Genomic DNA, 23,531 nt, shown 5'->3' on the forward strand with positions numbered 1-23,531 from the left:
TGAAATCAGGGCTTTTATTGTAAGCAAAAAGAAGGTGAATGTATGTCAAAAAATCAAGATATTTTGAATGAAGAAAAAATGCATTTAGCAGATGCAACTCGGGTTAAATATTTTGATATTGTCCTTGACCATGGTCAAGGAGCGATAATCACTGACGCAGATGGTCGTGATTATATTGATCTTTTAGCCAGTGCTAGTGCAACTAATACTGGGCATTCACATCCAAAAGTTGTAGCAGCGATTACGGCCCAAGCCAAAAAGCTCATTCAATATACACCGGCCTATTTTGCTAATACAACGACAGCTGCTCTAGCGCAGCGATTAACTGAGTTAGCACCTGGAAATTTTGATAAACAAGTTGCCTTTGGTAATTCGGGTTCAGATGCAAATGATGCGATGATTAAATTTGCTCGAGGATTCACGGGTCGGCAATATATTGTGAGCTTTACTGGTGCCTATCATGGCTCAACATATGGTGCATTGTCTATTTCTGGTGTGAGTTTAAATATGTCACGTCATATTGGGCCACTTTTACCAGGAATCGTTAAAGTGCCGTTTCCAGATCAAACGCAAAGATTACTTGGAGAATCGGACGATGATTTTTCAGAACGCTTATTTAAACAATTCAAATTACCATTTGATACTTATTTACCAGCAGATGAAGTCGCTTTAGTCATCATTGAACCTATTCAGGGTGATGGTGGCATCATTAAGGCACCACAAAAGTATATGTCATTAGTTTATGAGTTTACTAGAGAAAATGGCATTGTTTTTGCTGTTGATGAGGTTAATCAAGGTTTAGGGCGGACAGGGAAGATGTGGTCGATTGATCATTTTGGTATCGCACCGGATATGATGAGTATTGGAAAATCAATTGCAAGCGGTCTACCATTAAGTGCTGTTATTGGTCGTACTGAGATTATGTCAAGCCTGTCAGCACCAGCTAACGTCTATACAACCGCAGGTAATCCTGTTACTGCCGCAGCGGCATTAGCAACACTTGATGTCATTGAAGAAGAGCAGTTGGTGGCGCGTTCTGAAAAATTAGGTTTACTAGCGCAAGAATTTTTTGAACAGGCAGCACAACGTTATACATTTATTGGTGATGTGCGGTTATATGGGTTGAATGGTGGAATTGATATTATAGATAGTTCTGGGATGCCGGATAATGTGGCAACGACAAAGTTAATTTATCGCATTTTTGAATTAGGCGCAATCATGATTAGCCTACTTGGGAATACATTGCGTTTCCAGCCACCATTGGTGATAACAGAAAAACAATTAACCCACGCTTTTAATATCATAGAACAGGCGTTTAGTGAGTTAGCACATGGTTACTTAACTTTGCCAGAAACTGATAATCATATTGGTTGGTAATGTGCTATAATAATTTATGAAATCTGAATATGCAAAATTTTTAGAACGTTAATTTAGAAATGTGTTGGTTAATGTAAAACACACGTCATGAATTTTGTGCTCTCGGATCATGTTGTAGCTGAAAAGTTACCGCGCCTCAGCGTTATGAGATTTAAAGGTAAAGATTAAAGATCATTACAAATTGCGGTGGTACCACGGTCACGCGTCCGCACTTTGTTATGGTCTTTTTATAGTTAAATAAAGGAGAAATTAATTATGAAAGAACTCAATTCCTCACAAATCCGTCAAATGTTTTTAGATTTTTTTGCATCAAAGGGACATGAAATTGTACCTTCAAAAAATCTTATTCCACAAGATGATCCAACTTTATTGTGGATTAATTCAGGTGTTGCGACTTTGAAAAAATATTTTGATGGATCAGCTGTCCCAGAAAATCCAAGAATTACTAACGCTCAAAAGGCAATTCGAACTAATGATATTGAAAATGTCGGTAAAACAGCACGGCATCATACATTATTTGAGATGATGGGTAATTTCTCAATTGGCGATTATTTTAAAGAGGAAGGAATTCCTTGGGCGTGGGAATTATTAACAAGTCCTAAGTGGTATGGCTTGGATAAAGACTTATTGTATGTCACAGTTTATCCTAAAGACACTGAAGCTAAAAAAATCTGGCAAGAAAAAACTGATATTCCAGAGGGACATATTTATGAAGTAGAAGATAATTTTTGGGATATTGGTGAGGGACCGTCAGGACCAGATTCAGAAATCTTCTTTGATCGCGGTAAAGATTTTCAGGACTTGCCTGACAATGACCCAGAAATGTATCCTGGTGGTGAAAATGAACGGTATTTAGAAATTTGGAATATTGTCTTTTCACAATTTAATCATCTACCAGGTTTGACAGATAACGCCCAATACCCAGAGCTGCCACATAAGAATATTGATACTGGTATGGGCCTTGAACGGGTGGTCTCAGTTTTCCAAAAAGGGCGTACTAATTTTGATACAGACTTATTTTTACCAATTATTAAAGCAACGGAAGCCATGTCAGATGGTTTTAAATATGATAGTCTTATCAACTCAGAAAGTAATACAAGCTTTAAAGTTATTGCCGATCATATTCGTGCGGTAACATTTGCCATTGGCGATGGGGCACTACCTTCTAATGAAGGGCGTGGCTATGTCATTCGACGTTTACTGCGTCGCGCGGTTTTGCATGGTCAAAAATTAGGCATATCAGGTGAGTTTTTAACACAATTGGTCCCTGTTGTAGGTAATATTATGCAAAGTTATTATCCAGAGATTTTGGAAAATACAGCTAAAATTCAAAAAACAATTGCTGCTGAAGAAAAACGTTTTAATGCAACATTAACTGGTGGCTTAGCCTTGCTAAACCAGGTCATTAATCAGGCTAAGGCAGAAGGCAAGACACAATTATCGGGCGGTGATGCTTTTAAATTATCTGATACCTATGGTTTTCCTTTGGAATTAACACAGGAGCAGGCTGCTGAATCTGATTTGACTGTGGATATTAAAGGATTTAATGATGCGCTTCAAGCACAGCGTACGCGCGCACGTGCCGCACGCACAACTGACAAGTCAATGGGCATTCAAAATGCAGTATTGACGGATTTGAAAGTTGATTCGCAGTATGTTGGGTGGTCAGTTACTGCGGTTGATGATGCCAAAATTATGGCTATTATTGGTCAAGATGATCAAGGTGTTGATGCTTTATTAAGTTCAGCTGTTACAGGTCAAAAGTTACAACTCGTATTTGATAAAACACCATTCTACGCTGAGATGGGTGGGCAAGTGGCTGATTATGGTGAGGTGTTAACTACCTCAGGTAAAGTTGTTGCGCGTGTCATTGATGTGCAAAACGCGCCAAACGGGCAACATATTCATACAGTCAATGTGCTGTGTGATTTTAATTTGATGGACACAGTGAATTTGCAAGTAGATATATCACGTCATATTGCAATATCTAAAAACCACACGGCAACCCACATGTTGGATCAATCTTTGCGTAATATTATTGGCGGTGACATACATCAAGCTGGGTCACTTGTGGAGCCTGAATATTTACGTTTTGATTTCACCAATGAAGGACCTGTTTCAGAGGAAAATATAGAAAAAATTGAAACGTTGATGAATCACGAAATTGCTAATAACTTACCCGTGTCATGGTTAGAAACTGATATTGAATCAGCTAAAAAGATGGGTGCTGTGGCTGTGTTTGGCGAAAAATATGGCGTATTAGTTCGTGTTGTGTCAATTGGTGATTTCAATAAGGAGTTTGATGGTGGCACACATGTTAAATCTACTTCAGAACTTGGCTTGTTTAAAATTGTTTCTGAATCAGGTATTGGTGCAGGGGTTCGTCGTATTGAAGCAGTAACAGGGTTACAGGCTATTGCTTTGTATAAGGCAGAAGAAAATGCTTTAAAAGCCATTGCGACGACTGTCAAAGCGCAAAGACTAACAGATGTTCCCTCAAAAGTGGCCGATATTCAAGCAGAATTGAAAGCGACGCAACGCACATTGGAGTCACTAGAGTCTCAATTAGCTAACGCTGCTGCTGCTGAAGTATTTTCTGATGTAAAAACAAGCCATGGGCACTCATATATTACAGCACAACTACAAGTTTCAGGAATGGATGGTTTGCGACAGGTGGCCGATAATTGGAAAACGAATTATCCGTCAGATGTTTTGGTATTGGCTGCTACTGTGGATGGTCGGGTTAATCTCATTGTAACAGCATCACCAAGCGCAAATGCTGCGGGTATTAAAGCAGGAGACTTAATTAAAACTATCGCTCCACGTGTTGGTGGCGGTGGCGGTGGGCGCCCTGATATGGCACAAGCAGGTGGTAAAAATCCTGCAGGCATTTCTGAAGCATTTGCTGAAGTAGCTAATTATTTAGCTAAAGTGTAAACAAAAAGTTGGATTCTTTACCTGATTGTTATGTTACGGTTATAATAATTGGTTATAGTAGTGGTATGTAACAAATTGCGGTTTGTATATGATCATTAAGATATCATAAATTTTTTCAAGGAAAGGAGCGTGTACGATGTCAGTAGGAGATGAAACAGCCATATTTGATTTTGGTAATCAAATGCCAAAGGATATTCATGATACATTAGAAATAGTTTATAATGCTTTAGAAGAAAAGGGTTATAATCCGATTAATCAAATTGTTGGTTATTTAATGTCAGGCGATCCAGCTTATATTCCGCGTCTTAATGATGCACGTAATTTAATTAAACGTCATGAACGTGATGAAATTATTGAAGAACTTGTACGCGCCTATTTAAAAAAATAATGCGCATATTAGGATTAGATGTAGGAAGTCGTACAGTCGGTGTATCAGTTAGCGATCCTATGGGATGGACCGCCCAAGGTGTTGAAATTATTCGTATTAATGAGGACGAAAAGGAATTTGGATTGAAGCGACTTGGTGAAATTATCAAGGAAAAGCAAGCGAAATCTGTCGTTGTTGGTTTACCAAAAAATATGAATAATTCTGAAGGGCCACGAGCAGAAGCTGCACGTAATTATGCCAAGATGGTCGAAGAACATTTTGAATTGCCAACAGATTTTCAGGATGAACGACTTACCACTGTGCAAGCGGAGCGTATGTTAATTGAAGAAGCAGATGTGTCACGAAAAAAGCGAAAACAAGTGATCGATAAAATTGCTGCTGAGTTTATTTTACAAAATTATTTGGATGCCAATGGTAAATTAACAAAATAAGTCAAAACAACGTTTCTATACGAAACGTTGTTTTTACGTTATAATAAAGTTACTAACTTTGAAGGGAATGCGTGAACAAGCTGTTATCATGACAGTATTCACGCGCTAATAAATATGACAAATCAAAACGAGATACAAAATATCACATTAGTTGATGAAAATGGGGATGAAACACTGTATGAAATACTATTCACATTTCACTCTGATGAGTATAGCAAAGATTATATTTTGCTTGTTCCAGAGGGTGTTGAAGATGATGAGGAAGTCGACATTCAAGCCTATATCTTCAATCCCGATGAAAACGGGGAGGCCACTGAAGAAGATTTGATTCAAATAGAAGATGATAAAGAATGGGATATGGTTGAAGAAGTATTAAATACATTTTTAGATGATGATAATAACTTTGAATAAATATTGAGGACGCAGTTTGCGTTTTTTTTGTTACAAAAATTTAACAACTTAACTGCTTATCAAGTGATAAACTAGAAATTGGAGATGATACAGGGAATAAACAATGTCTCTTAGTATCTTTATTAGTTAAAAATGAATGATGAGTTACTTTTCAGTAAAGATAAGCGCTGGTCATAACTTTGGAGGAACGCATGGTTACATTAGTAGGCATCCTGGATTTAGCAAGATTTCAGTTTGCAATGACAACGATATTTCACTTTTTTTTCGTACCAATGTCAATTGGTTTGGGTGTTGTGGTATCGGTTATGGAAACATTGTATGTCATCAAAAAGGATGAGATGTACAAAAAAATGGCACAGTTTTGGGGCAAAATATTTTTACTGAGTTTTGCCGTTGGTGTTGTGACAGGTCTAATTCAAGAGTTTCAATTTGGTATGAATTGGTCTGCGTATTCAAGATATGTCGGAGATATATTTGGTTCGTTGTTAGCCATAGAAGCCTTAGTGGCGTTCTTTGCCGAATCAACGTTTATTGGTTTATGGTCATTTACATGGGATCGGTTTAAGCCTGGTGTCCATGTTTTGTTTATTTGGATAACAACCATTGGATCTGCGATATCATCGCTTTGGATTTTGGCTGCAAACTCATTCATGCAAAATCCTGTTGGTTATGCCATTGATAATCACATGGGACGTGCCCAGCTAGTTAGTTTTGGTGCGTTACTCAAAAATAAACAATTATGGGTTCAATTTCCACACGTAGTTGTTGGGACACTAGTTACAGCCGGTTTCTTGGTTGCTGGGATGTCCGCATTTAAATTATTAAATTTGAAAAAAGGTGATAGCCAAATACTGTTTTTCCGGAAATCAATTAATATTGCCTTGATTATTGGTATGATTGGGATAGCTGGTGCACTAGTGACGGGTGATCGGCATGCTTTTGATTTACAATCTATGCAACCTATGAAGTATGCAGCGATGGAAGGTGTCGATGAAACAATTAAATCATCTGACAGAAAAGACAAAGCTCAGCCATGGTCGCTCATCTCTGTTACGAATCCCGATACACACAAGGTTATTGCAAAGATAGAAATACCATATGTATTATCAATCTTGGGCCATCATTCATTAACCGGTGGCGATACAGTTGGGACGACAGAACTTGAAAAGCAATTCCAAAAGAAATATGGCAAAACACATGGTGACATAAAAAATTATTATGTGCCTGAAAATACATTGTTTTATGCATTTCGTGTGATGGCCGTTGGTGCTGGTGGCTTACTCATGTTAGCAGTTGTTGCCTTGTGGATGAACCGTAAAAAATCTCAACTTATTTTGACGCAGCGTTGGTTTTTGTGGATTTTAGGTATTTGCATTTACGTACCGTTTGCGATAAACACTGCTGGCTGGTTGGTCACAGAGCTCGGTCGTTATCCATGGGTTGTTTATGGCTTAATGCCAATTAGTGATGCTGTTTCACCAAATGTTTCGGTAGCCTCGCTCTTGATCTCAAATATTATATACTTTTTGACTTTTGCAGTAATTGGTGGTGTGATGGTTTGGTTAGCACGTAGAACATTACATGCAGGACCATATGCTGAAGAGGAGGCACAGTTGTCACAAAGTGATCCTTATAGTCATTTATCAGAAGGGAGTGAAGCTTAATGAGTACTTTGGAAATTGTTTGGTTTGTTTTGATTGGTATTTTATGGGCAGGCTTCTTCTTTTTAGAAGGTTTTGATTTCGGTATTGGGATGCAATTTGTTCTTAATGCGCGTGACCAAAAAGATCGTGACGCTTTGTATCAAGCTATTGGTCCAAACTGGGATGCAAACGAAGTGTGGTTAGTTACTGCTGGGGGTGCCATGTTTGCAGCTTTTCCATTTTGGTATGCCTCTTTGTTCTCGGGATTTTATTTAATGCTATTTATTGTTTTATTATCATTAATTTATCGTGGTGTGTCATTTGAGTTTCGTGAGCAAATGCCAACGATTCAAGGTACGCAACTTTGGGAACGTTTAATTGCACTAACTTCATTTTTAGTACCGTTCTTCTTAGGCATGATTTTCACCGCTATGGTGTCTGGGACACCAATAGATGCTCAGGGTAATTTATCGGCAGGATTTTTTGATTATGTGACACCCTTTACATTAGTTGGTGGTGTGGCAGTATCGTTAATGAGTTATGTGCACGGTTTAAATTACACACGATTGCGTATAGATGGTCCGTTACGTAAGCGGGCAATGACACAGTTGAAATATTTGTATCCGATTTTATTAGCTGGTGAGGCGTTGTTTGCCGTATTGTTGTTTTTCTACACAGATTTTATACAAACTAAAACAATATTAATACTTATTCTTTTGTTAACACTTGTTTTGACGACTGTCATAGGTTGGGTATTAGCTGTGAAAAAACAGCAGGAAATTGTACCATTTATCTTGTCGGGTCTAGCATTAATTGAAGTTGTTGTGTTACTATTTGCCGGACTATTTCCACGCGTGATGGTGGCTAACAATCCATTACACACATTAAAGATTGTGACGACATCATCTTCTGCTTATACATTAAAGGTCATGACCATTGTTGTGTTAATAGCGTTGCCCATCACACTCGGTTATCAAATTTGGAGCTTCTGGGTTTTCCGTAAACGCATTGTGTCACACAAAGTGGTAGAATAAAATTAGCAAAAACGTTTACAATTGTATGTAGGCGTTTTTTATTTTAAAATATGTTCAGTATATCAAAAGGTTTTTAAAATTAACATCAATAGATGTAGGAATAAAGTAAAATGATAGACAAAAGACTTTTTAAACTTGAAGGTATCATAAGTACGCTAATTGTACTTGTGTTTATGACCGGGATTCAAGGTTTGGCAATCTTGGCACAAGGTATATTTCTGGCAAGAGCCATTGTTGATTTCTGGCAAAATAAATTATCATCTGAAACGAGCCTTAACATTGCTTTATTTGCGCTAGCTTTTTTTGTACGACAACTTTTAGTTGTTATAAAAAATAAATATATGGCAGTTTATGCTGACAAAGCAGTTGAGACTTATCGTATTAAACTGTTAGAAAAATATACAGAGATAGGATCGACTATAATTGCTGATCAAGGAACAGGCAATGCGGTGACAACCCTTGGTGTTGGTTTAGATAATGTTAAAAATTATTTTCAACTTTTATTGATTAAGGTATTTGATTTAAGCATCATTCCTTGGTTGATTTTAATGTATATTTTGTATACTAAATGGGAACAGGGACTGTTTTTACTGTTAATTTTTCCAGTTGTAATTATCTTCTTTGTCATTTTAGGTTTGGCAGCACAAAGCAAAGCGGATGCGGAGTTTGTTAACTTTAAAAATTTAAATAATCGTTTTGTTGATGCATTACGTGGTTTACCAACTTTAAAACAACTTGGATTGGCAGATCAGTATAGTGATGAAATTTATCAAATATCGGAAGATTATCGAAAAACAACTATGCGGACACTACGAATTGCAATGACTTCAACTTTTGCTTTAGATTTTTTTACGACACTTTCCATTGCCGTTGTTGCTGTTTTTTTAGGATTTGATTTGTTGAATGGTGTGATGACACTTTTACCTGCTTTAACAATATTAATTCTAGCCCCAGAGTACTTTTTACCATTGCGCAATTTTTCTGATGATTATCATGCGACATTAAATGGTAAAAATGCTTTAACTGATGTGTTATCAATGATTGATAGACCGACAATTAAAGATCAAGATAAATTGACGTTAACGACATGGCATAATCAGGCACAATTAACTTTAGCACATGTTGATTTTTCCTATAGTGAACAAGCTGTTTTAAAAGATATTAATATACAAGTTACAGGTTATCAAAAAATTGCCGTCGTGGGCGAAAGTGGTTCAGGCAAGTCAACTTTGCTTAATATTATAAGTGGCTTTTTATTACCAACTGGTGGACAAATTAATGTCGCGAATCAAGCAATTCCGCATTTAGCCCAAGTAGATTGGCAGAAGCAATTCTTTTATATGCCACAGCATCCTTATATTTTCCATGATACGCTCAGAGAAAACATAACGTTTTACGCGAAAAATGTAACGGATGAAAAAATAAAGATTGCTACGCAAAAAGCCGGGTTAACTGAACTTGTTAACGAATTGCCAGAAGGTTTGGATAGTATTGTTGGTGAAAGTGGTCGACAGGTTTCTGGTGGGCAAGCACAAAGAATAGCATTAGCAAGAATGTTATTAGATGATCAGCGAAAAATTTTATTCTTTGACGAACCAACTGCACACCTTGATATTGAAACTGAATATGATTTAAAACAGACCATGGCACCGATTTTGTCTTCACATTTGGTATTTTTTGCAACACACCGGCTTCATTGGTTAGATCAAATGGATTATGTTTTAGTGATGCGGCATGGCAAAATAGTAGAACAAGGTGAACCACAACAATTGTTAGCCGACGGGCACAGCCAATTAAATCAATTACGTCATGACTTAGGAAGTGTATAGTGAATAAGATAAAGCATTTATTAGCACGTGATCAATGGATTGTACCTTTTTTGAAGACACAAAAATCAGGTTTTTTTTGGTCGATATTGCTAAATTTATTAACAATAGTAGCCGCCAGTGCGTTAATGTTTGTTTCCGGTTACTTGATATCACGAGCAGCGCAACGCCCTGATAATATCTTGTTGATTTATGTGCCTATTGTGCTAACGCGTGCTTTTGGTATTGCACGTCCGATTTTTCGTTATGCACAGCGGCTAGTATCACATAATTGGGTATTACGCTTTGTTTCAAAGTCTCGTCAACGTCTCTACGAAAGTGTTGCTAGTACAGCGAGCAGTATTCGTGGACGATTCCAAACAGGCGAAGTTTTAAGTTTACTGGCAGATGATTTAGATCAGTTACAGAACTTGTATTTAAGAACATTATTTCCATTAGGTACCGGTTTATTAGTATATTTATTTGTTAGCGTAGCTGTTGGTACTGTTAATTGGCTATTTATGCTGTGGTGGTTAGTCATGCTGACTATCATTATGATTATTGTGCCTACGATGAGTTTTTTGATGAATCGGGCGCGGGTGCACAAACAAAAGCAATTACAGTCGCAATTATATACTGATGCAACTGATGCTGTGTTGGGCTTACAGGATTGGGTATTATCAGGTCGACAAAAAGATCTCGTGGCGCAACAAGGCTATATCATGGCTAATTTGGCGAGAACAAAAAATGCTGGTATGACATTTGGGTGGTGGCGTGATTTTGTGCTTCAAATATTAGTTTTAATTTTGGTGATCACTACCTTAACATGTGTCGGTTGGCAATTCAAAAATAATCACATGGCGGTTAATTTCATTGCTGCCTTTACATTGGCAATATTTCCCCTTGTTGATGATTTTATTGGGGTCAACCAAGGTGTTAGTGAGGCGTCTTTTTATGAGGATAGCATTGAACGTTTGAATACCTTGCCACTCCCAGAAACAAGTCAAATTAAAGCTGAAAAATTAAATGATACAACAGTGGTTTTGAATCATGTCACTTTTAAATATGATAACAAAAAAATTATTGATGAAGTAGATTTGGTCGTTCATCCAGGTGAGAAAATAGCATTATTAGGGCGATCTGGTTCTGGGAAAACAACACTCTTAAAATTAATCGCCGCAGATATTGCGCCGCTGTCTGGTAGCATCACCATTGGGAACCAACCAGTTAGTAAATTACAACATCAATTATCAACACTCGTTGCTGTATTAGATCAACAATCCTATTTATTTAACACGTCAATTTTAAATAATGTGCGCATGGGTAATATAAAAGCCACAGATGATCAGGTGAAATTGGCGATTAAACAAACCGGTTTGCAGCCTCTAATTGACAGTTTACCAAATGGGTATGAGACACAAATGCAAGAGGCAGGAGCTAGATTTTCAGGTGGTGAACAACAACGTTTTGCTTTAGCTCGTATATTGTTACAAGATGCGCCCATTGTTATTTTAGACGAACCAACTGTGAGTTTGGATCCAAAAACTGAATATGATGTGTTAACACAAATTTTTAAAGTATTACAAAACCGAACAATTATTTGGGTAACGCATCATTTAACAGGTATTGATTATGTAGATCAGGCATATTTTTTGGAAAAGGGCCGATTTGTACTGGCGGACACGCCTAAAAATTTGCGTAAAACATCAGCGCACTTTCAACAATTATTAGCAATGGATGGCATTAATTAATGGCAAAAAAAAGAAAAAGACGTACAAAAAAAAGATTATTAAAATTAAATTTATGGCTATGGGTGAGTAGTATTTTAATTATAGCAATTGGTGCCACTTTTTGGTCGCAAACGCTTATTTATGATAAGCAACAACCCACAAGTCAAGATGCAGTACGTCAACAAAAAATTGATTGGATTAATCAACTGGCGCCGTATGCTAGACAAATGCAAGAAAAGTATGGTGTTATTGCGTCGATTAGTATTGCGCAAGCCATTTTGGAATCGGATTGGCATACATCAACATTGGCAACACAATACAATAATTTATACGGTATTAAGGCTGATGCGAATCAAAAAAGTGTTGTTTTACCAACACAAGAATTTGAAAACGGCCAGTGGGTAACAATTCAAGGTCGTTTTGCAGCCTATGATACATGGCAAGCGAGCATGAAATCACATGCAAAACTGCTGTATCATGGAACGAGTTGGAATACTGCGCAATATCAACATGTCTTACAAGCGCGTGATTATAAATCAGCAGCTCAGGCATTAACCCAAGATGGTTATGCCACTGATCCGATGTATGCAAAAAAATTAATTGCGATTATTCAAGAATGGCAATTATCGCGTTTTGATATACCAAAAAAGTAAACGAGAGTTATCTCGTTTTTTTATTTTTTATAGCGAACTGATGTTCGCTATAAAATCTGGTATAATATGTAGAAGTTAATTAACACTTTAGGAGCACACATGTCAGTAGAAGAACTTATTAGTGGAATGAACGATAAACAGGCCGAAGCAGTCCAAATCACGCAAGGACCCCTTTTGATTATGGCAGGCGCTGGTTCAGGTAAAACGCGTGTTTTGACGCATCGCATTGCACATTTAGTGCAGGATTTAAATGTCTTTCCATGGCGTATATTAGCCATTACATTTACTAATAAAGCAGCAAAAGAGATGCGAGAGCGAATTAGTGCGTTATTGTCGGAAGAAATTGCACGTGATATATGGGTATCAACCTTTCATGCGTTAGCTGTGCGTATTTTGAGGCGTGACGGAGAAAGTATTGGTTTAGCCCGTAATTTCACAATTATAGATACGAGTGCTCAGCGCACATTAATGAAACGTGTGATTAGTGATTTGAATTTGAATACCGACCAATATGATCCACGTACTATTTTGGGTATGATTTCAAACGCTAAAAATGATATGTTACGACCACATGATTACGCAAAGCAAGCAGACAATGCATTTCAAGAAACGGTTGCAGAAGTGTACACCTCATACCAAGCGGAGCTAAAACGTTCACAGAGTGTTGATTTTGATGATTTAATCATGTTAACGATTGATCTATTTCAGTCTTCCCCTGAAGTGCTTGAACGTTACCAAAAGCAGTTTGAATATCTGCATGTGGATGAATATCAAGATACAAATGATGCGCAATATACAATTGTTAATCTGTTGGCGAAACGTTCGCAAAACTTAGCTGTGGTTGGTGATGCAGATCAGTCTATTTATGGCTGGCGTGGTGCTAACATGGATAATATTTTGAATTTCGAAAAAGATTATCCAACAGCACATACTGTGATGCTAGAACAAAATTATCGTTCAACACAAAATATTTTGGATGCTGCAAATGCTGTCATTAATCATAATAATGAACGTGTCCCGAAAGAATTATGGACACAAAATGGTAAAGGCGATAAAATAACGTATTACCGTGCACAAACAGAGCATGATGAAGCGAATTTCATCTTATCAAATATTTCGAAAATGCGATCCGAAAGTAAAATGGCGTATAGTGATTTTGCCGTTTTATACCGTACAAATGCGCAGTCTCGTAACGTTGAAGAGTCTTTGGTTAAAGCAAACATGCCATATACTATGGTTGGTGGTCATAAATTCTACGAACGTAAAGAAATTTTAGATATTATGTCGTATATGAATTTGATTACAAATCCTGATAATAACGCAGCATTTGAGCGTGTAGTTAATGAACCTAAACGTGGCATAGGAGCGACTTCATTAATACGTTTAAGAGAATTAGCTAATCGCTTAAATGTTTCTTACATGACAGCAATTGACAGCATTGAGCTTGCGCCAGAAATTTCAACTCGAGCAGCTACTAAATTTTTAACTTTTGCAGAGATGATGCATGATTTGCGTCAGCAATCAGAATTTTTAAATGTGACAGAACTTGCTGAAATGGCTATGACAAAATCTGGCTATCGCCAAATGTTGGCTGAAAAAAATGATCCGGATAGTCAGGCAAGATTAGAAAATTTGGAAGAGTTTTTGTCTGTTACAACGGAATTCGACGTTAAGTATAATCCAGAAGATCCAGAAGCAGTCGATCCAATGACTGATTTTCTAGGATCAACAGCCTTGATGAGTGATTTAGATGATTTCGAAGAAGGCGATGGATCTGTCACCTTAATGACACTGCATGCGGCTAAGGGCTTAGAATTTCCGGTTGTATTTTTGATAGGCATGGAAGAGGGCATTTTTCCACTTTCACGATCACTAATGGATGAAGAACTTCTTGAAGAAGAGAGACGTTTAGCCTATGTTGGTATTACCAGAGCAATGAAAAAGCTGTTCATGACGAATGCTTTTTCACGTTTACTGTATGGGCGAACGCAGGTTAATGAAGCATCACGTTTTATAGATGAAATTTCACCAGAGTTACTTGAGTCACACCAGGTAGCAACACACAGTGAAAACAATCGTGTCATGCCATTTGATCGTAAAAGACAAATGGCAACAGCTACAACATATCAATCAACACCAGTGATGAAAAAAATAAGTGGTACTACTGGTGGTGATAGTATTGTTTGGCAGGTGGGGGATAAAGTTTCACACAAAAAATGGGGAACGGGAACAGTTGTGTCAGTGACTGGTAGTACAAATGATCAGGAATTGAAAGTAGCCTTCCCATCTGAAGGTATTAAACAATTATTGGCGGCCTTTGCACCAATTACAAAAATGGATTAAAAACAAGCAATTTGCGCCAAATGAATCAAGCTAGATTAGGAAAAAATATGTTACCAGAATTAAGACCAATTGAACAGTTATCGACAGAAGCAGCACAACAAGAAATAGCCAAAGTACAAGATGATTTGAGGCAATATGGTATAGCATACTACGAGCAAGATGCACCAATAGTGGAAGATTATATATATGATGCGATGTATGCGCGCCTTGTTGCTTTGGAAGCTGCATTTCCGCAGTTCGTAAACCCTGATTCACCGACCCAAAATGTTGGCGGTGCAATGACTAAGTCTGGGTTGGATAAAGTTGTACATCCAGCACCAATGCTGTCGTTAGGTGATGTTTTTAGTTTAGAAGAGCTTGACGAGTGGGATTCACGGACCACTAAATCGTTAGGTTTCCAATCAGATTATAACCTTGAACTGAAAATTGATGGTTTGGCAGTCGCATTAACGTATGTTTCTGGCAAGCTTGTGCAGGCGTCTACTCGTGGAAATGGTACAATTGGGGAGGATGTAACAGCAAATGTGAAAATGATTAAGGCAATCCCGCAGGTATTGAATGAACCAATTACTATTGAAGTTCGCGGTGAAATTTATATGCCAAAATCTAGCTTTTCGACTTTAAATAAGCAAAGAGAATTAGATGGATTAGCACCTTTTGCTAATCCGCGTAACGCTGCTGCTGGATCATTGCGACAATTAAATGCAAAAATTATGAAGCAACGTAATTTATCTGCATTTGTGTACTATACAGTCGAACCAGATATCTTAGGAAGTACAACACAAAGTGATGCTTTGAAGCGATTTGCGGCGTTGGGGCTGCCTACAGATACACATAACCGCGTGATTACCAAAATGTCAGATATTAATAATTATATAACTGAATACACTGTTGCACGTGATAATTTAGCCTATGGTATTGACGGCGTTGTTGTCAAAGTTAATCGGCTAGATGATCAACTTGATTTAGGCAATACGGTTAAAATTCCGCGTTGGGCAATTGCCTACAAATTTCCGCCAGAAGAAGCGCTGACAGTTGTGCGTGCTATTGAATGGACGGTTGGCCGAACTGGGGCAGTTACACCAACAGCAGTCATGGATCCTGTTCAGCTTGCTGGCACTACGGTACAACGGGCTAGTTTACATAACCCAGACTATCTTAATGAAAAAGGTGTTAGACTAGAAGATACAGTAACATTGCATAAAGCTGGGGATATTATTCCAGAAATTGGCCAAGTTATCTTGTCTAAAAGGTCAACTGATAGTAAGGCATACGAGATACCGTTCTTTTGCCCTGCCTGCCAATCAGAACTGGTACATATTGAAGGTGAAGTTGCTCTTAGATGTATTAATCCGTTTTGTTCAGCGCAGATACAAGAAGGATTGACACATTTTGCTTCACGCAATGCAATGAATATTGAGGGGATGGGGCCAAGAGTTATTGCACAGCTACTGAAGGCAGGTTATATTAAAGATGTAGCTGCTATTTATCGTTTGACGTCAGAACAGTTATTTTCATTGGATAAATTCAAAGAAAAAGCGGTGACTAATTTATTGATGTCAATTGCACGTTCAAAAGACAATTCACTTGAACGATTGTTATTTGGATTAGGCATACGGATGGTTGGTGCTAAAGCAGCGCGTGTTCTTGCTGGAAAATTTAAGAATTTACAGTCAATTGCAACAGCAACAACTGAAGATATTGCTAATATTGATGGCATTGGAGACAGAATTGCACGATCGATTGTACAATATTTTGAGATGCCAGAATCAAAGCAATTGTTGCAAGAATTAACAGACGCTGGTGTTAATCAAAAATATTTGTCTGATGTTGAAATTGATGAAAATTCTTTTTTCTATCACAAAAAAATTGTTTTAACGGGTAAGCTTGAAAAAAACAGCCGTTCTATAGTCACAAAATGGCTACAAGATCATGGGGCAAGTGTTTCAGGGGCTGTATCAGCAAAGACTGATTTACTTATAGCAGGTGAAGCTGCTGGTAGTAAACTGCGAAAAGCAAATGAACTAGGTGTGCCGACATGGACAGAAGAAGAATTCATTAGTGCGCAAGTAAAAGAGGAAATTGATAAATGAGACGTATAGGTTTTCGCGGGTATATGGTAATTGTAATTGTAATTGTGGCTCTTGCTATTGGCGGACTGTATTTTTTTAATATAAATCGTGTAGCACCTACAGCAACAAATAAAGCAAATGGTGTTCAAATCACACAAAGAGCATCTGGGCAATATCAAACTGTGATTAAAGACGGCCGTTATTTGGTAAGTGCTGCGCGAGGAATTACTGCAACCTCTGAGCCAAACAATTTAGATGTTAAACATTTTGAATCAAGTTTGTTGAATTTATCAAAAACGCAATTTAAACCTAGTCAATATATTTTTCAAGAAGGGCAGTATTTATCAGCAGATACTGTTAACAATCTACTAGAGCGGAAAAGTAATAATAATCCAAACGGGTTAAACCCGGAAGATAATGGCAAAACTGATTCATCGCGTAATCCTATATATGTTCAAACTTTGACAGAGCAAGATTTTATGACTAAGTCAGGTAATAATTTAAAATTGTCTGGAATAGTTGTTGGTGTTGCAATGAACACACAAGATGAGTATCAAAAAGAGCAATATGGCACGACTTATAAACAAGAAATTTCTGAAGCTGACAGAGTAGCCTATGGTAAAAAAGTAGCACCGCAAATCATTAAACAAATTCGTCAGCAATCGGGTGTATCCGAAAATACGCCAATTGTCGTTGCAATGTATGCCAACTCAGCATCTGATTCGTTGGCGCCGGGTGGCTTTTATGCTGAAGTAAGAAGTAAACAAGGTACTGATTTATCTGAATGGTCGGATATTAGCGATAAATCAATTGTGTTACCAAAAGAAGCAACTGATACATCAAGCTTAGGTAATGACGAAAACAATGGCTTTGCCAATTTTAAAAATGATGTGTCAAATTTTTTCCCAAACATTGCTGGTGCCACTGCAGTAGCAAACTTTAAAAAAGGCACGTTGTCCGGGCTTAATGTGACGGTTACGACACAATTTTATAGTCAAACAGAAATTGATAGTTTTACAACCTATGTGTCGCAGTCGGCTTTAAAATTCTTACCTGCTAATGTACCAGTCCGTATTGTGGTACAAACAGCAAATGAATTGCAAGCGATACTCATTCGTAATGCGAATGATAAAACATTTTCGACAACAATCCTCGATTAAGCATAGTACGCTATGCTTTTTTGTATATATGCATAAAAATGGTATAATTTAACTATGTCTGAAACAAAAAAATATTTGACAATTAGCGCATTAACTAGCTATTTAAAACGTAAATTTGATGCCGATCCTTACTTAGAAAAAGTTTATCTTACAGGCGAAATTTCTAATATGGGTCGACGTCGTGGACGACACTTGTATTTTTCAATGAAGGATCCAAATGGTGGCGCTGTTATTTCTGCTGCGATGTTTTCTTACGCTAACCGTTTGAAATTTGAACCAGAAGAAGGTATGAAAATTAATGCCATCGGTCGCGTTCAGATATACGAACCAAGTGGGACCTATTCAATTATATTGGAACAAATGGCACCAGATGGCATTGGTGAATTGTTTTTGGCGTATGAACAGTTGAAAAATAAATTATCTCAAGAGGGATTATTTGATCTACCCAAAAAGAAGCTGCCGATATTTCCAAAAAAAATTGCTGTTGTCACGTCACCAACTGGTGCTGTCATTGAAGATATTGCACGTACTGTACAAAGAAGATATCCAAGTGCTCAGATTGTTCTTTTCCCCGCAGTGGTACAGGGTGAAAAGGCAGCGGCGACAATTATTCAACAAATTTTACGTATTGATGAGTCAGGAGACTACGACACCTTGATTGTGGGTCGAGGTGGTGGCTCAATAGAAGACTTATGGGCATTTAATGATGAAAAATTAGCACGTGTAATTGCTGCAGCGCAGGTACCAATTATCAGTTCTGTTGGGCATGAAACAGATAATACGCTGGTCGATTTTGTTGCTGATCAACGTGCTGCTACACCGACAGCTGCTGCAGAATTATCGACACCCGTTACTCTAGAACAAGTGATTAGCCGTTTAAATGAGTTGCAGATACGATTGAATTTACGCATGAAGCAACTGGTGGATGTCCGTCGTCAACGCGTTGAACGTGTTACGCAGCATATTATTTTTCAGCAACCAGATCGATTGTATACAGGGTATAATCAACGTGTTGACCAATTATGCCATACGTTAACACAAGTCTTACAACAGCGCCTTAAAACAACTAAACACCAGTTGATGATTCTTGTTCAAAGACAACTACAAGCTAGACAATTATTGTTGCGACAGCCCCAGGAACAAGTACAACTCATGGCAGCAAAATTAGATTTAGTCAGTCCACTGAAAATATTAAAGCGTGGCTATGTTCTCATTGAAAAGGACTCACAGGTGGTACGCACGATTAATGATATTCAGAAAAACGATACGATCGACTTGCGTTTTTCTGATGGTATGGCAAAAGCTAAAATTATAGAAACGAGTGATTTGAAAAATGAGTGAAACGAAGACATTTGAAGAAAAATTACAACAATTAGAAGATATTGTAAGCCAACTTGAAAAAGGTGATAGGCCCTTAGAAGGTGCCTTGGCTGACTTTCAAAACGGTGTTGGCTTAGTGAAAGAGCTACAAGGCACTTTAAAAAATGCAGAACAGACGTTAGCAAAAGTAATGGCTGATAGCAATGAATTGACTGATTTGGAACAAACCAATGACTAAATTAGCAGCTTTTCAATCGGAATGGTTACCAAAAATTGAACAACAATTGAAACAGGATTTAGCAGTAGCATCACGAGATAGTGATTTTTCCGAAATGATGGCATATGCTGTTTTGAACGGTGGTAAACGTCTACGACCAATGTTAACCTTAGCGGTAGTAGCAAGTTTTGGTCAAAAAATAACGCCAAGCATTTTGAAAGTGGCAACAGCAGTGGAATGGGTGCATGCTTATTCATTAGTACATGATGATTTGCCAGCAATGGATAATGACCTATTTCGTCGAGGAAAACCTAGTGTACATGCACAATATGGCGAGGCAGAAGCAATTTTAGTAGGAGATGCTTTACTCACAGGCGCTTTTCATGTAGTCAGCAGTGCTAATAGTACCGACACAGAAAACGAAAACATTGCCGCAGAAGAATTATTATTATTGTCGCAGATGTTGTCTTATCAAGCAGGTGCTTTTGGCATGGTTATTGGTCAAGTTGGAGATATGAAAAATCATCGTCCAGAAGCAAAAAATGACGTCAATTGGTTATTAAATGATGTGTACGCGCCTAAAACAGCAGCATTATTAGGCTTTTCTGCGATAGCTGGCTCACGATTATCCCACTTGAATTCTGTGGCAGATAATTGTGAAATAGCGACATCTACGACCAATTCGGCGCTACTAACATTTGGCATTGATTTTGGTATGGCTTTTCAAATTCAAGATGACTTGGATGATTTTGACCAAGACAATGTAGAAAAAATTACGTCATTACCACATTTGATTGGGATTAAAGCAGCTAGCGAAAAACGTGATGAATACCTTACTCATGCACGACAAACATTGACTGACCTTGCAACACAGAATTTAACATTTGACCGAACATTATTGGATGATTTTTTGAACGTCATTGGAGATGATATATGAGTGCCATAGAAAAAGAACGTGTTGATATTTTGCTGGTTCAGCAAGGTTTATTTGATTCACGAGAACAGGCAAAAAGAGCTGTTATGGCAGGAGAAATTCTGGGTGAAAATGAAGAGAGACTGGATAAAGCAGGTCAAAAAATACCAGTTACAACAGAATTACATTTTAAAGGTGAAAAACTGAAGTATGTGTCACGAGGCGGATTGAAGTTGGAAAAAGCTTTAAATGACTTCGACATTACAGTGAAAGATAAGATTGTATTAGATATTGGTTCTTCTACAGGTGGTTTTACTGATGTTGCTTTGCAAAATGGTGCCAAATTAGTTTACGCATTAGATGTTGGGACGAACCAACTTGTGTGGAAACTTAGATCAGATGATCGCGTTAAAGTGATGGAAAACACAAATTTTCGTTATTCAAAATTAAATGATTTTAAATTTGGGCAACCAAACTTTGCAACAATTGATGTGTCTTTCATTTCATTAGGACTGATATTACCACCACTGGCAAACATTATTAATATGGGCGGGCATGTTGTCGCGTTAATTAAACCGCAATTTGAAGCGGGACGCGAAAATGTTGGTAAAAACGGTATTATTAAAGACCCAACAGTTCATAAACAGGTACTCCAAAAAGTTACGCAACTAATGATACAAGACGGCTTTTCAATTAGGGCGTTGACCTATTCTCCCATTAAAGGTGGGCAGGGGAATATCGAATTTCTTGCTGTTTTAATACGGGACGATTCACCTACTATGGCTGACAGCATCAATATTGAAAAACTCTTAGCACAGACGTATGCACAACTAAATCATACAGAAAGCCAAGCCAATGATTAAAAAAACGCGTCAAAAAACATTGCTAGCATTAATCCAGCAACAACAAGTGGGTCGCCAGGAAGATATCGTGGCACATTTTGAAACATTAGGCGAAACTGTCACACAAGCAACAATATCACGGGATATTAATGAATTAGGACTTATCAAGATTCCTAATGCACAAGGTGGATTTCATTATCATCTGCCAAAACAAGATGATCGTCCTTATCTTCAGCGTTTACGACGTGCCTTGCAGCAGTCATTTCTTAGTCAACGTGCACAACGTGGACAAATTATATTAAAAGTACAACCGGGTAATGGACAACTCATTGCTAATTTATTTGAACAGGTGAAATTCCCAGAAATTTTTGGTACTTTAAGTGACGATGGCTCTGTACTCGTATTATTAAAAGATGGTGTTGTTGCATCTCAGATGACTAATACAATTCAAAAATTATTGGAAAAATAAGCGAAAGAAAATGTGCGTAATGGTACATCATAACTATGTTAGAAAATCTTATCATTGAAAATTTTGCTATTATCGAAAAAGTTGCGTTACAGTTTGATAGTGGCATGAGTGTTTTAACAGGTGAAACAGGTGCTGGAAAGTCTATTATTATTGATGCACTTTTAATGCTCACAGGCGGACGTGCTAATTCTGAAATGATTCGCCATGGTAGTAAAAAAGCAATCTTGCAAGCTGTTTTTAGTGTACCTAAAAATAAAATTTTAATTGATAAACTCATTGAAAACGGTATTGACATTGATGATGGGGAGCTGATTATTTATCGGGAACTCAAACATAATGGACGTAGTATGATACGTATCAATAGTGTATTAGTTAATTTAAAAACGCTATCAATTATTGGTAAATATCTCGTTGATATTCAAGGACAAAACGATACGCAACAATTGTTAAACCCCGAAGAACATTTACCTTTATTGGATGCTTACGGTGATGAACAATTATTGGTAACGAAATCTGCCTATCAGCAAATTTTTCATGAATTCCGGGCAATTACACAACGTATTCGAAGAATTCAGACTTCTCAACAAGAAATTACGCAACGGTTAGATTTATTACAGTTTCAGCAACAGGAGCTAGAAGATGCCGACTTACAACCAAATGAAGAAAATGATTTGCTTGATGCACGGGGTAAATTATTAAACTATAAAAAAATTGCGGACCGTTTACAAAATGCACAAATGACGCTGAATGGTGATCAAGGTGGAGCTGTTGATCTTTTGGCAGAAGCCATGCAGGCATTGCAAGAAATTGCTGAGTATGATGACAATTATGCTGAACTAGCTCGAACGATAGCAGACAGTTATTATACAGCACAAGAGGTAAGCCGCGATGTCGATGAACAAATGAGTGATTTAACCTACGATGAAGCAGAACTGCTACGAATAGACGAACGACTGCAATTAATTCACTCATTAGAACGTAAATATGGGACAACAGTTGCTGATGTTTTAATATTCAAAGACCATGTTGATAAAGAGTTATCCATGGTGGACAATGATGAATTAGATGTTGAAAAGCTTCAAGTGACGCAAAATGATTTAAGGCAGGTACTACGTAAACAAGCAATTAAATTACGTGAAGTGCGACAAAAAGTTGCACGTGGTTTGGAACAAGCTGTCAATCAACAATTGAATGAACTTTTGATGGTCGGTGCAGAGTTTACAGTACATTTTGAACAAATTGAAGGTTTTGTTTCTTCTGGTACAGATAAAGTTGAGTTTCATGTGCAAACCAATGTGGGTGAAGGGATGGCACCACTCGTTAAAATTGCCTCTGGTGGTGAGACAGCGCGATTGATGTTAGCTATCAAAACGGCTTTTACAAAGCAACAGCACATTATATCTATTGTATTTGATGAAGCGGATACCGGTGTTTCCGGTCGTGTTGCACAAGCAATTGCTAAGAAAATGTTGACAATTGCTGCTGATTCACAGGTACTTGCCATTACACATTTACCACAAGTTGCAGCAGCAGCAGCACATCACTTTCTCATTGCTAAAACAACTGAGATGGATCGCACAGTGACACAAGTAACAGCACTTGATGAAGCTGGACGTGAACGTGCAATTGCTATGATGCTATCTGGAGATAATATTACCAAAACGGCTTTAGCAAATGCGCGAGATCTTCGAAAACAAGCATTAAAGTTATCATACTAATGATACTGGTTTCATAAAATGATATATGGATCATAAAAATATCCAAATTAAAGACTATTCTATCTACT

General features: G+C 37.6%; 19 protein-coding genes. All 19 read left to right on the forward strand.

Going from position 1 to position 23,531, the window contains the following annotated elements:
• Positions 1 to 42 precede the first annotated feature (42 nt).
• The 19 genes from EUI_RS0104995 (at position 43) to recN (ending at position 23,463) form a co-directional block, all read left to right on the forward strand.
• Complete coding sequence (locus EUI_RS0104995) at positions 43 to 1,377, forward strand: aspartate aminotransferase family protein (RefSeq protein WP_010016543.1); 1,335 nt, start codon at positions 43 to 45, stop codon at positions 1,375 to 1,377.
• 255 nt (positions 1,378 to 1,632) lie between these two features.
• The gene (gene alaS, locus EUI_RS0105000) at positions 1,633 to 4,314 is read left to right on the forward strand and encodes an alanine--tRNA ligase (RefSeq protein ID WP_010016544.1); all 2,682 of its coding nucleotides are present in this window, start codon (positions 1,633 to 1,635) and stop codon (positions 4,312 to 4,314) included.
• Positions 4,315 to 4,450: 136 nt separating this feature from the next.
• Positions 4,451 to 4,702 (forward strand): IreB family regulatory phosphoprotein, encoded by a 252-nt coding sequence (locus EUI_RS0105005; RefSeq protein ID WP_010016545.1) that lies wholly within the window; start codon positions 4,451 to 4,453, stop codon positions 4,700 to 4,702.
• Positions 4,702 to 5,133 (forward strand): Holliday junction resolvase RuvX, encoded by a 432-nt coding sequence (gene ruvX / locus EUI_RS0105010; RefSeq protein WP_010016546.1) that lies wholly within the window; start codon positions 4,702 to 4,704, stop codon positions 5,131 to 5,133. The genes EUI_RS0105005 and ruvX overlap by 1 nt, the downstream gene beginning before the upstream one ends.
• Positions 5,134 to 5,247: 114 nt before the next feature.
• Positions 5,248 to 5,544 (forward strand): DUF1292 domain-containing protein, encoded by a 297-nt coding sequence (locus tag EUI_RS0105015; RefSeq protein WP_010016547.1) that lies wholly within the window; start codon positions 5,248 to 5,250, stop codon positions 5,542 to 5,544.
• A 191-nt stretch (positions 5,545 to 5,735) separates the two neighbouring features.
• Positions 5,736 to 7,208, forward strand: coding sequence for a cytochrome ubiquinol oxidase subunit I (locus tag EUI_RS0105020; protein WP_010016549.1), 1,473 nt, complete (start codon positions 5,736 to 5,738; stop codon positions 7,206 to 7,208).
• On the forward strand, positions 7,208 to 8,221 hold the full coding sequence (gene cydB, locus EUI_RS0105025) for a cytochrome d ubiquinol oxidase subunit II (protein ID WP_010016550.1): 1,014 nt from the start codon (positions 7,208 to 7,210) through the stop codon (positions 8,219 to 8,221). The genes EUI_RS0105020 and cydB overlap by 1 nt, the downstream gene beginning before the upstream one ends.
• Before the next feature lie 110 nt (positions 8,222 to 8,331).
• Positions 8,332 to 10,050, forward strand: coding sequence for a thiol reductant ABC exporter subunit CydD (gene cydD / locus EUI_RS0105030; RefSeq protein ID WP_010016551.1), 1,719 nt, complete (start codon positions 8,332 to 8,334; stop codon positions 10,048 to 10,050).
• Positions 10,050 to 11,777 (forward strand): thiol reductant ABC exporter subunit CydC, encoded by a 1,728-nt coding sequence (gene cydC / locus EUI_RS0105035; protein WP_010016552.1) that lies wholly within the window; start codon positions 10,050 to 10,052, stop codon positions 11,775 to 11,777. The genes cydD and cydC overlap by 1 nt, the downstream gene beginning before the upstream one ends.
• On the forward strand, positions 11,777 to 12,409 hold the full coding sequence (locus EUI_RS0105040) for a glycoside hydrolase family 73 protein (RefSeq protein WP_010016553.1): 633 nt from the start codon (positions 11,777 to 11,779) through the stop codon (positions 12,407 to 12,409). Before cydC ends, EUI_RS0105040 begins: the two co-directional genes overlap by 1 nt.
• Positions 12,410 to 12,508: 99 nt before the next feature.
• Positions 12,509 to 14,752 carry a DNA helicase PcrA gene (gene pcrA / locus EUI_RS0105045; protein WP_010016555.1) on the forward strand — a complete coding sequence of 748 codons (2,244 nt, stop codon included), beginning with the start codon at positions 12,509 to 12,511 and terminating at the stop codon, positions 14,750 to 14,752.
• Positions 14,753 to 14,799: 47 nt separating this feature from the next.
• A complete protein-coding gene (gene ligA, locus EUI_RS0105050) occupies positions 14,800 to 16,845 on the forward strand; it encodes an NAD-dependent DNA ligase LigA (RefSeq protein WP_010016557.1) in 2,046 nt (681 codons plus the stop codon).
• The gene (locus tag EUI_RS0105055; RefSeq protein WP_010016559.1) at positions 16,842 to 17,984 is read left to right on the forward strand and encodes a CamS family sex pheromone protein; all 1,143 of its coding nucleotides are present in this window, start codon (positions 16,842 to 16,844) and stop codon (positions 17,982 to 17,984) included. Before ligA ends, EUI_RS0105055 begins: the two co-directional genes overlap by 4 nt.
• A 54-nt stretch (positions 17,985 to 18,038) precedes the next feature.
• Positions 18,039 to 19,325, forward strand: coding sequence for an exodeoxyribonuclease VII large subunit (xseA, locus tag EUI_RS0105060; protein WP_010016560.1), 1,287 nt, complete (start codon positions 18,039 to 18,041; stop codon positions 19,323 to 19,325).
• The gene (locus EUI_RS0105065; protein ID WP_010016561.1) at positions 19,318 to 19,542 is read left to right on the forward strand and encodes an exodeoxyribonuclease VII small subunit; all 225 of its coding nucleotides are present in this window, start codon (positions 19,318 to 19,320) and stop codon (positions 19,540 to 19,542) included. Before xseA ends, EUI_RS0105065 begins: the two co-directional genes overlap by 8 nt.
• A complete protein-coding gene (locus tag EUI_RS0105070; protein WP_010016562.1) occupies positions 19,535 to 20,458 on the forward strand; it encodes a polyprenyl synthetase family protein in 924 nt (307 codons plus the stop codon). Before EUI_RS0105065 ends, EUI_RS0105070 begins: the two co-directional genes overlap by 8 nt.
• Entirely contained in the window at positions 20,455 to 21,297 is an 843-nt protein-coding gene (locus EUI_RS0105075; protein WP_010016563.1) for a TlyA family RNA methyltransferase, read from the forward strand. The genes EUI_RS0105070 and EUI_RS0105075 overlap by 4 nt, the downstream gene beginning before the upstream one ends.
• Complete coding sequence (locus tag EUI_RS0105080) at positions 21,290 to 21,745, forward strand: arginine repressor (protein WP_010016564.1); 456 nt, start codon at positions 21,290 to 21,292, stop codon at positions 21,743 to 21,745. Before EUI_RS0105075 ends, EUI_RS0105080 begins: the two co-directional genes overlap by 8 nt.
• 35 nt (positions 21,746 to 21,780) lie before the next feature.
• Positions 21,781 to 23,463 carry a DNA repair protein RecN gene (gene recN / locus EUI_RS0105085; protein WP_010016565.1) on the forward strand — a complete coding sequence of 561 codons (1,683 nt, stop codon included), beginning with the start codon at positions 21,781 to 21,783 and terminating at the stop codon, positions 23,461 to 23,463.
• Positions 23,464 to 23,531 lie beyond the last annotated feature (68 nt).

It is taken from the genome of Leuconostoc gelidum subsp. gelidum KCTC 3527 (genome assembly GCF_000166715.1).
Taxonomy (GTDB): Bacteria; Bacillota; Bacilli; order Lactobacillales; family Lactobacillaceae; genus Leuconostoc; species Leuconostoc gelidum.

Excerpts from the sequence above, each read along its gene's own strand:
- EUI_RS0105075 (WP_010016563.1), top strand. The coding sequence starts at position 20,455 with ATGAGTGCCATAGAAAAAGAACGTGTTGATATTTTGCTGGTTCAGCAA.
- EUI_RS0105040 (WP_010016553.1), top strand. The coding sequence starts at position 11,777 with ATGGCAAAAAAAAGAAAAAGACGTACAAAAAAAAGATTATTAAAATTA.
- xseA (WP_010016560.1), top strand. The coding sequence starts at position 18,039 with ATGTCTGAAACAAAAAAATATTTGACAATTAGCGCATTAACTAGCTAT.
- ligA (WP_010016557.1), top strand. The coding sequence starts at position 14,800 with ATGTTACCAGAATTAAGACCAATTGAACAGTTATCGACAGAAGCAGCA.
- EUI_RS0105080 (WP_010016564.1), top strand. The coding sequence starts at position 21,290 with ATGATTAAAAAAACGCGTCAAAAAACATTGCTAGCATTAATCCAGCAA.
- cydD (WP_010016551.1), top strand. The coding sequence starts at position 8,332 with ATGATAGACAAAAGACTTTTTAAACTTGAAGGTATCATAAGTACGCTA.
- EUI_RS0105015 (WP_010016547.1), top strand. The coding sequence starts at position 5,248 with ATGACAAATCAAAACGAGATACAAAATATCACATTAGTTGATGAAAAT.
- alaS (WP_010016544.1), top strand. The coding sequence starts at position 1,633 with ATGAAAGAACTCAATTCCTCACAAATCCGTCAAATGTTTTTAGATTTT.
- EUI_RS0105020 (WP_010016549.1), top strand. The coding sequence starts at position 5,736 with ATGGTTACATTAGTAGGCATCCTGGATTTAGCAAGATTTCAGTTTGCA.
- EUI_RS0105070 (WP_010016562.1), top strand. The coding sequence starts at position 19,535 with ATGACTAAATTAGCAGCTTTTCAATCGGAATGGTTACCAAAAATTGAA.
- EUI_RS0105055 (WP_010016559.1), top strand. The coding sequence starts at position 16,842 with ATGAGACGTATAGGTTTTCGCGGGTATATGGTAATTGTAATTGTAATT.
- cydB (WP_010016550.1), top strand. The coding sequence starts at position 7,208 with ATGAGTACTTTGGAAATTGTTTGGTTTGTTTTGATTGGTATTTTATGG.
- ruvX (WP_010016546.1), top strand. The coding sequence starts at position 4,702 with ATGCGCATATTAGGATTAGATGTAGGAAGTCGTACAGTCGGTGTATCA.
- pcrA (WP_010016555.1), top strand. The coding sequence starts at position 12,509 with ATGTCAGTAGAAGAACTTATTAGTGGAATGAACGATAAACAGGCCGAA.
- EUI_RS0104995 (WP_010016543.1), top strand. The coding sequence starts at position 43 with ATGTCAAAAAATCAAGATATTTTGAATGAAGAAAAAATGCATTTAGCA.
- EUI_RS0105065 (WP_010016561.1), top strand. The coding sequence starts at position 19,318 with ATGAGTGAAACGAAGACATTTGAAGAAAAATTACAACAATTAGAAGAT.
- recN (WP_010016565.1), top strand. The coding sequence starts at position 21,781 with ATGTTAGAAAATCTTATCATTGAAAATTTTGCTATTATCGAAAAAGTT.
- EUI_RS0105005 (WP_010016545.1), top strand. The coding sequence starts at position 4,451 with ATGTCAGTAGGAGATGAAACAGCCATATTTGATTTTGGTAATCAAATG.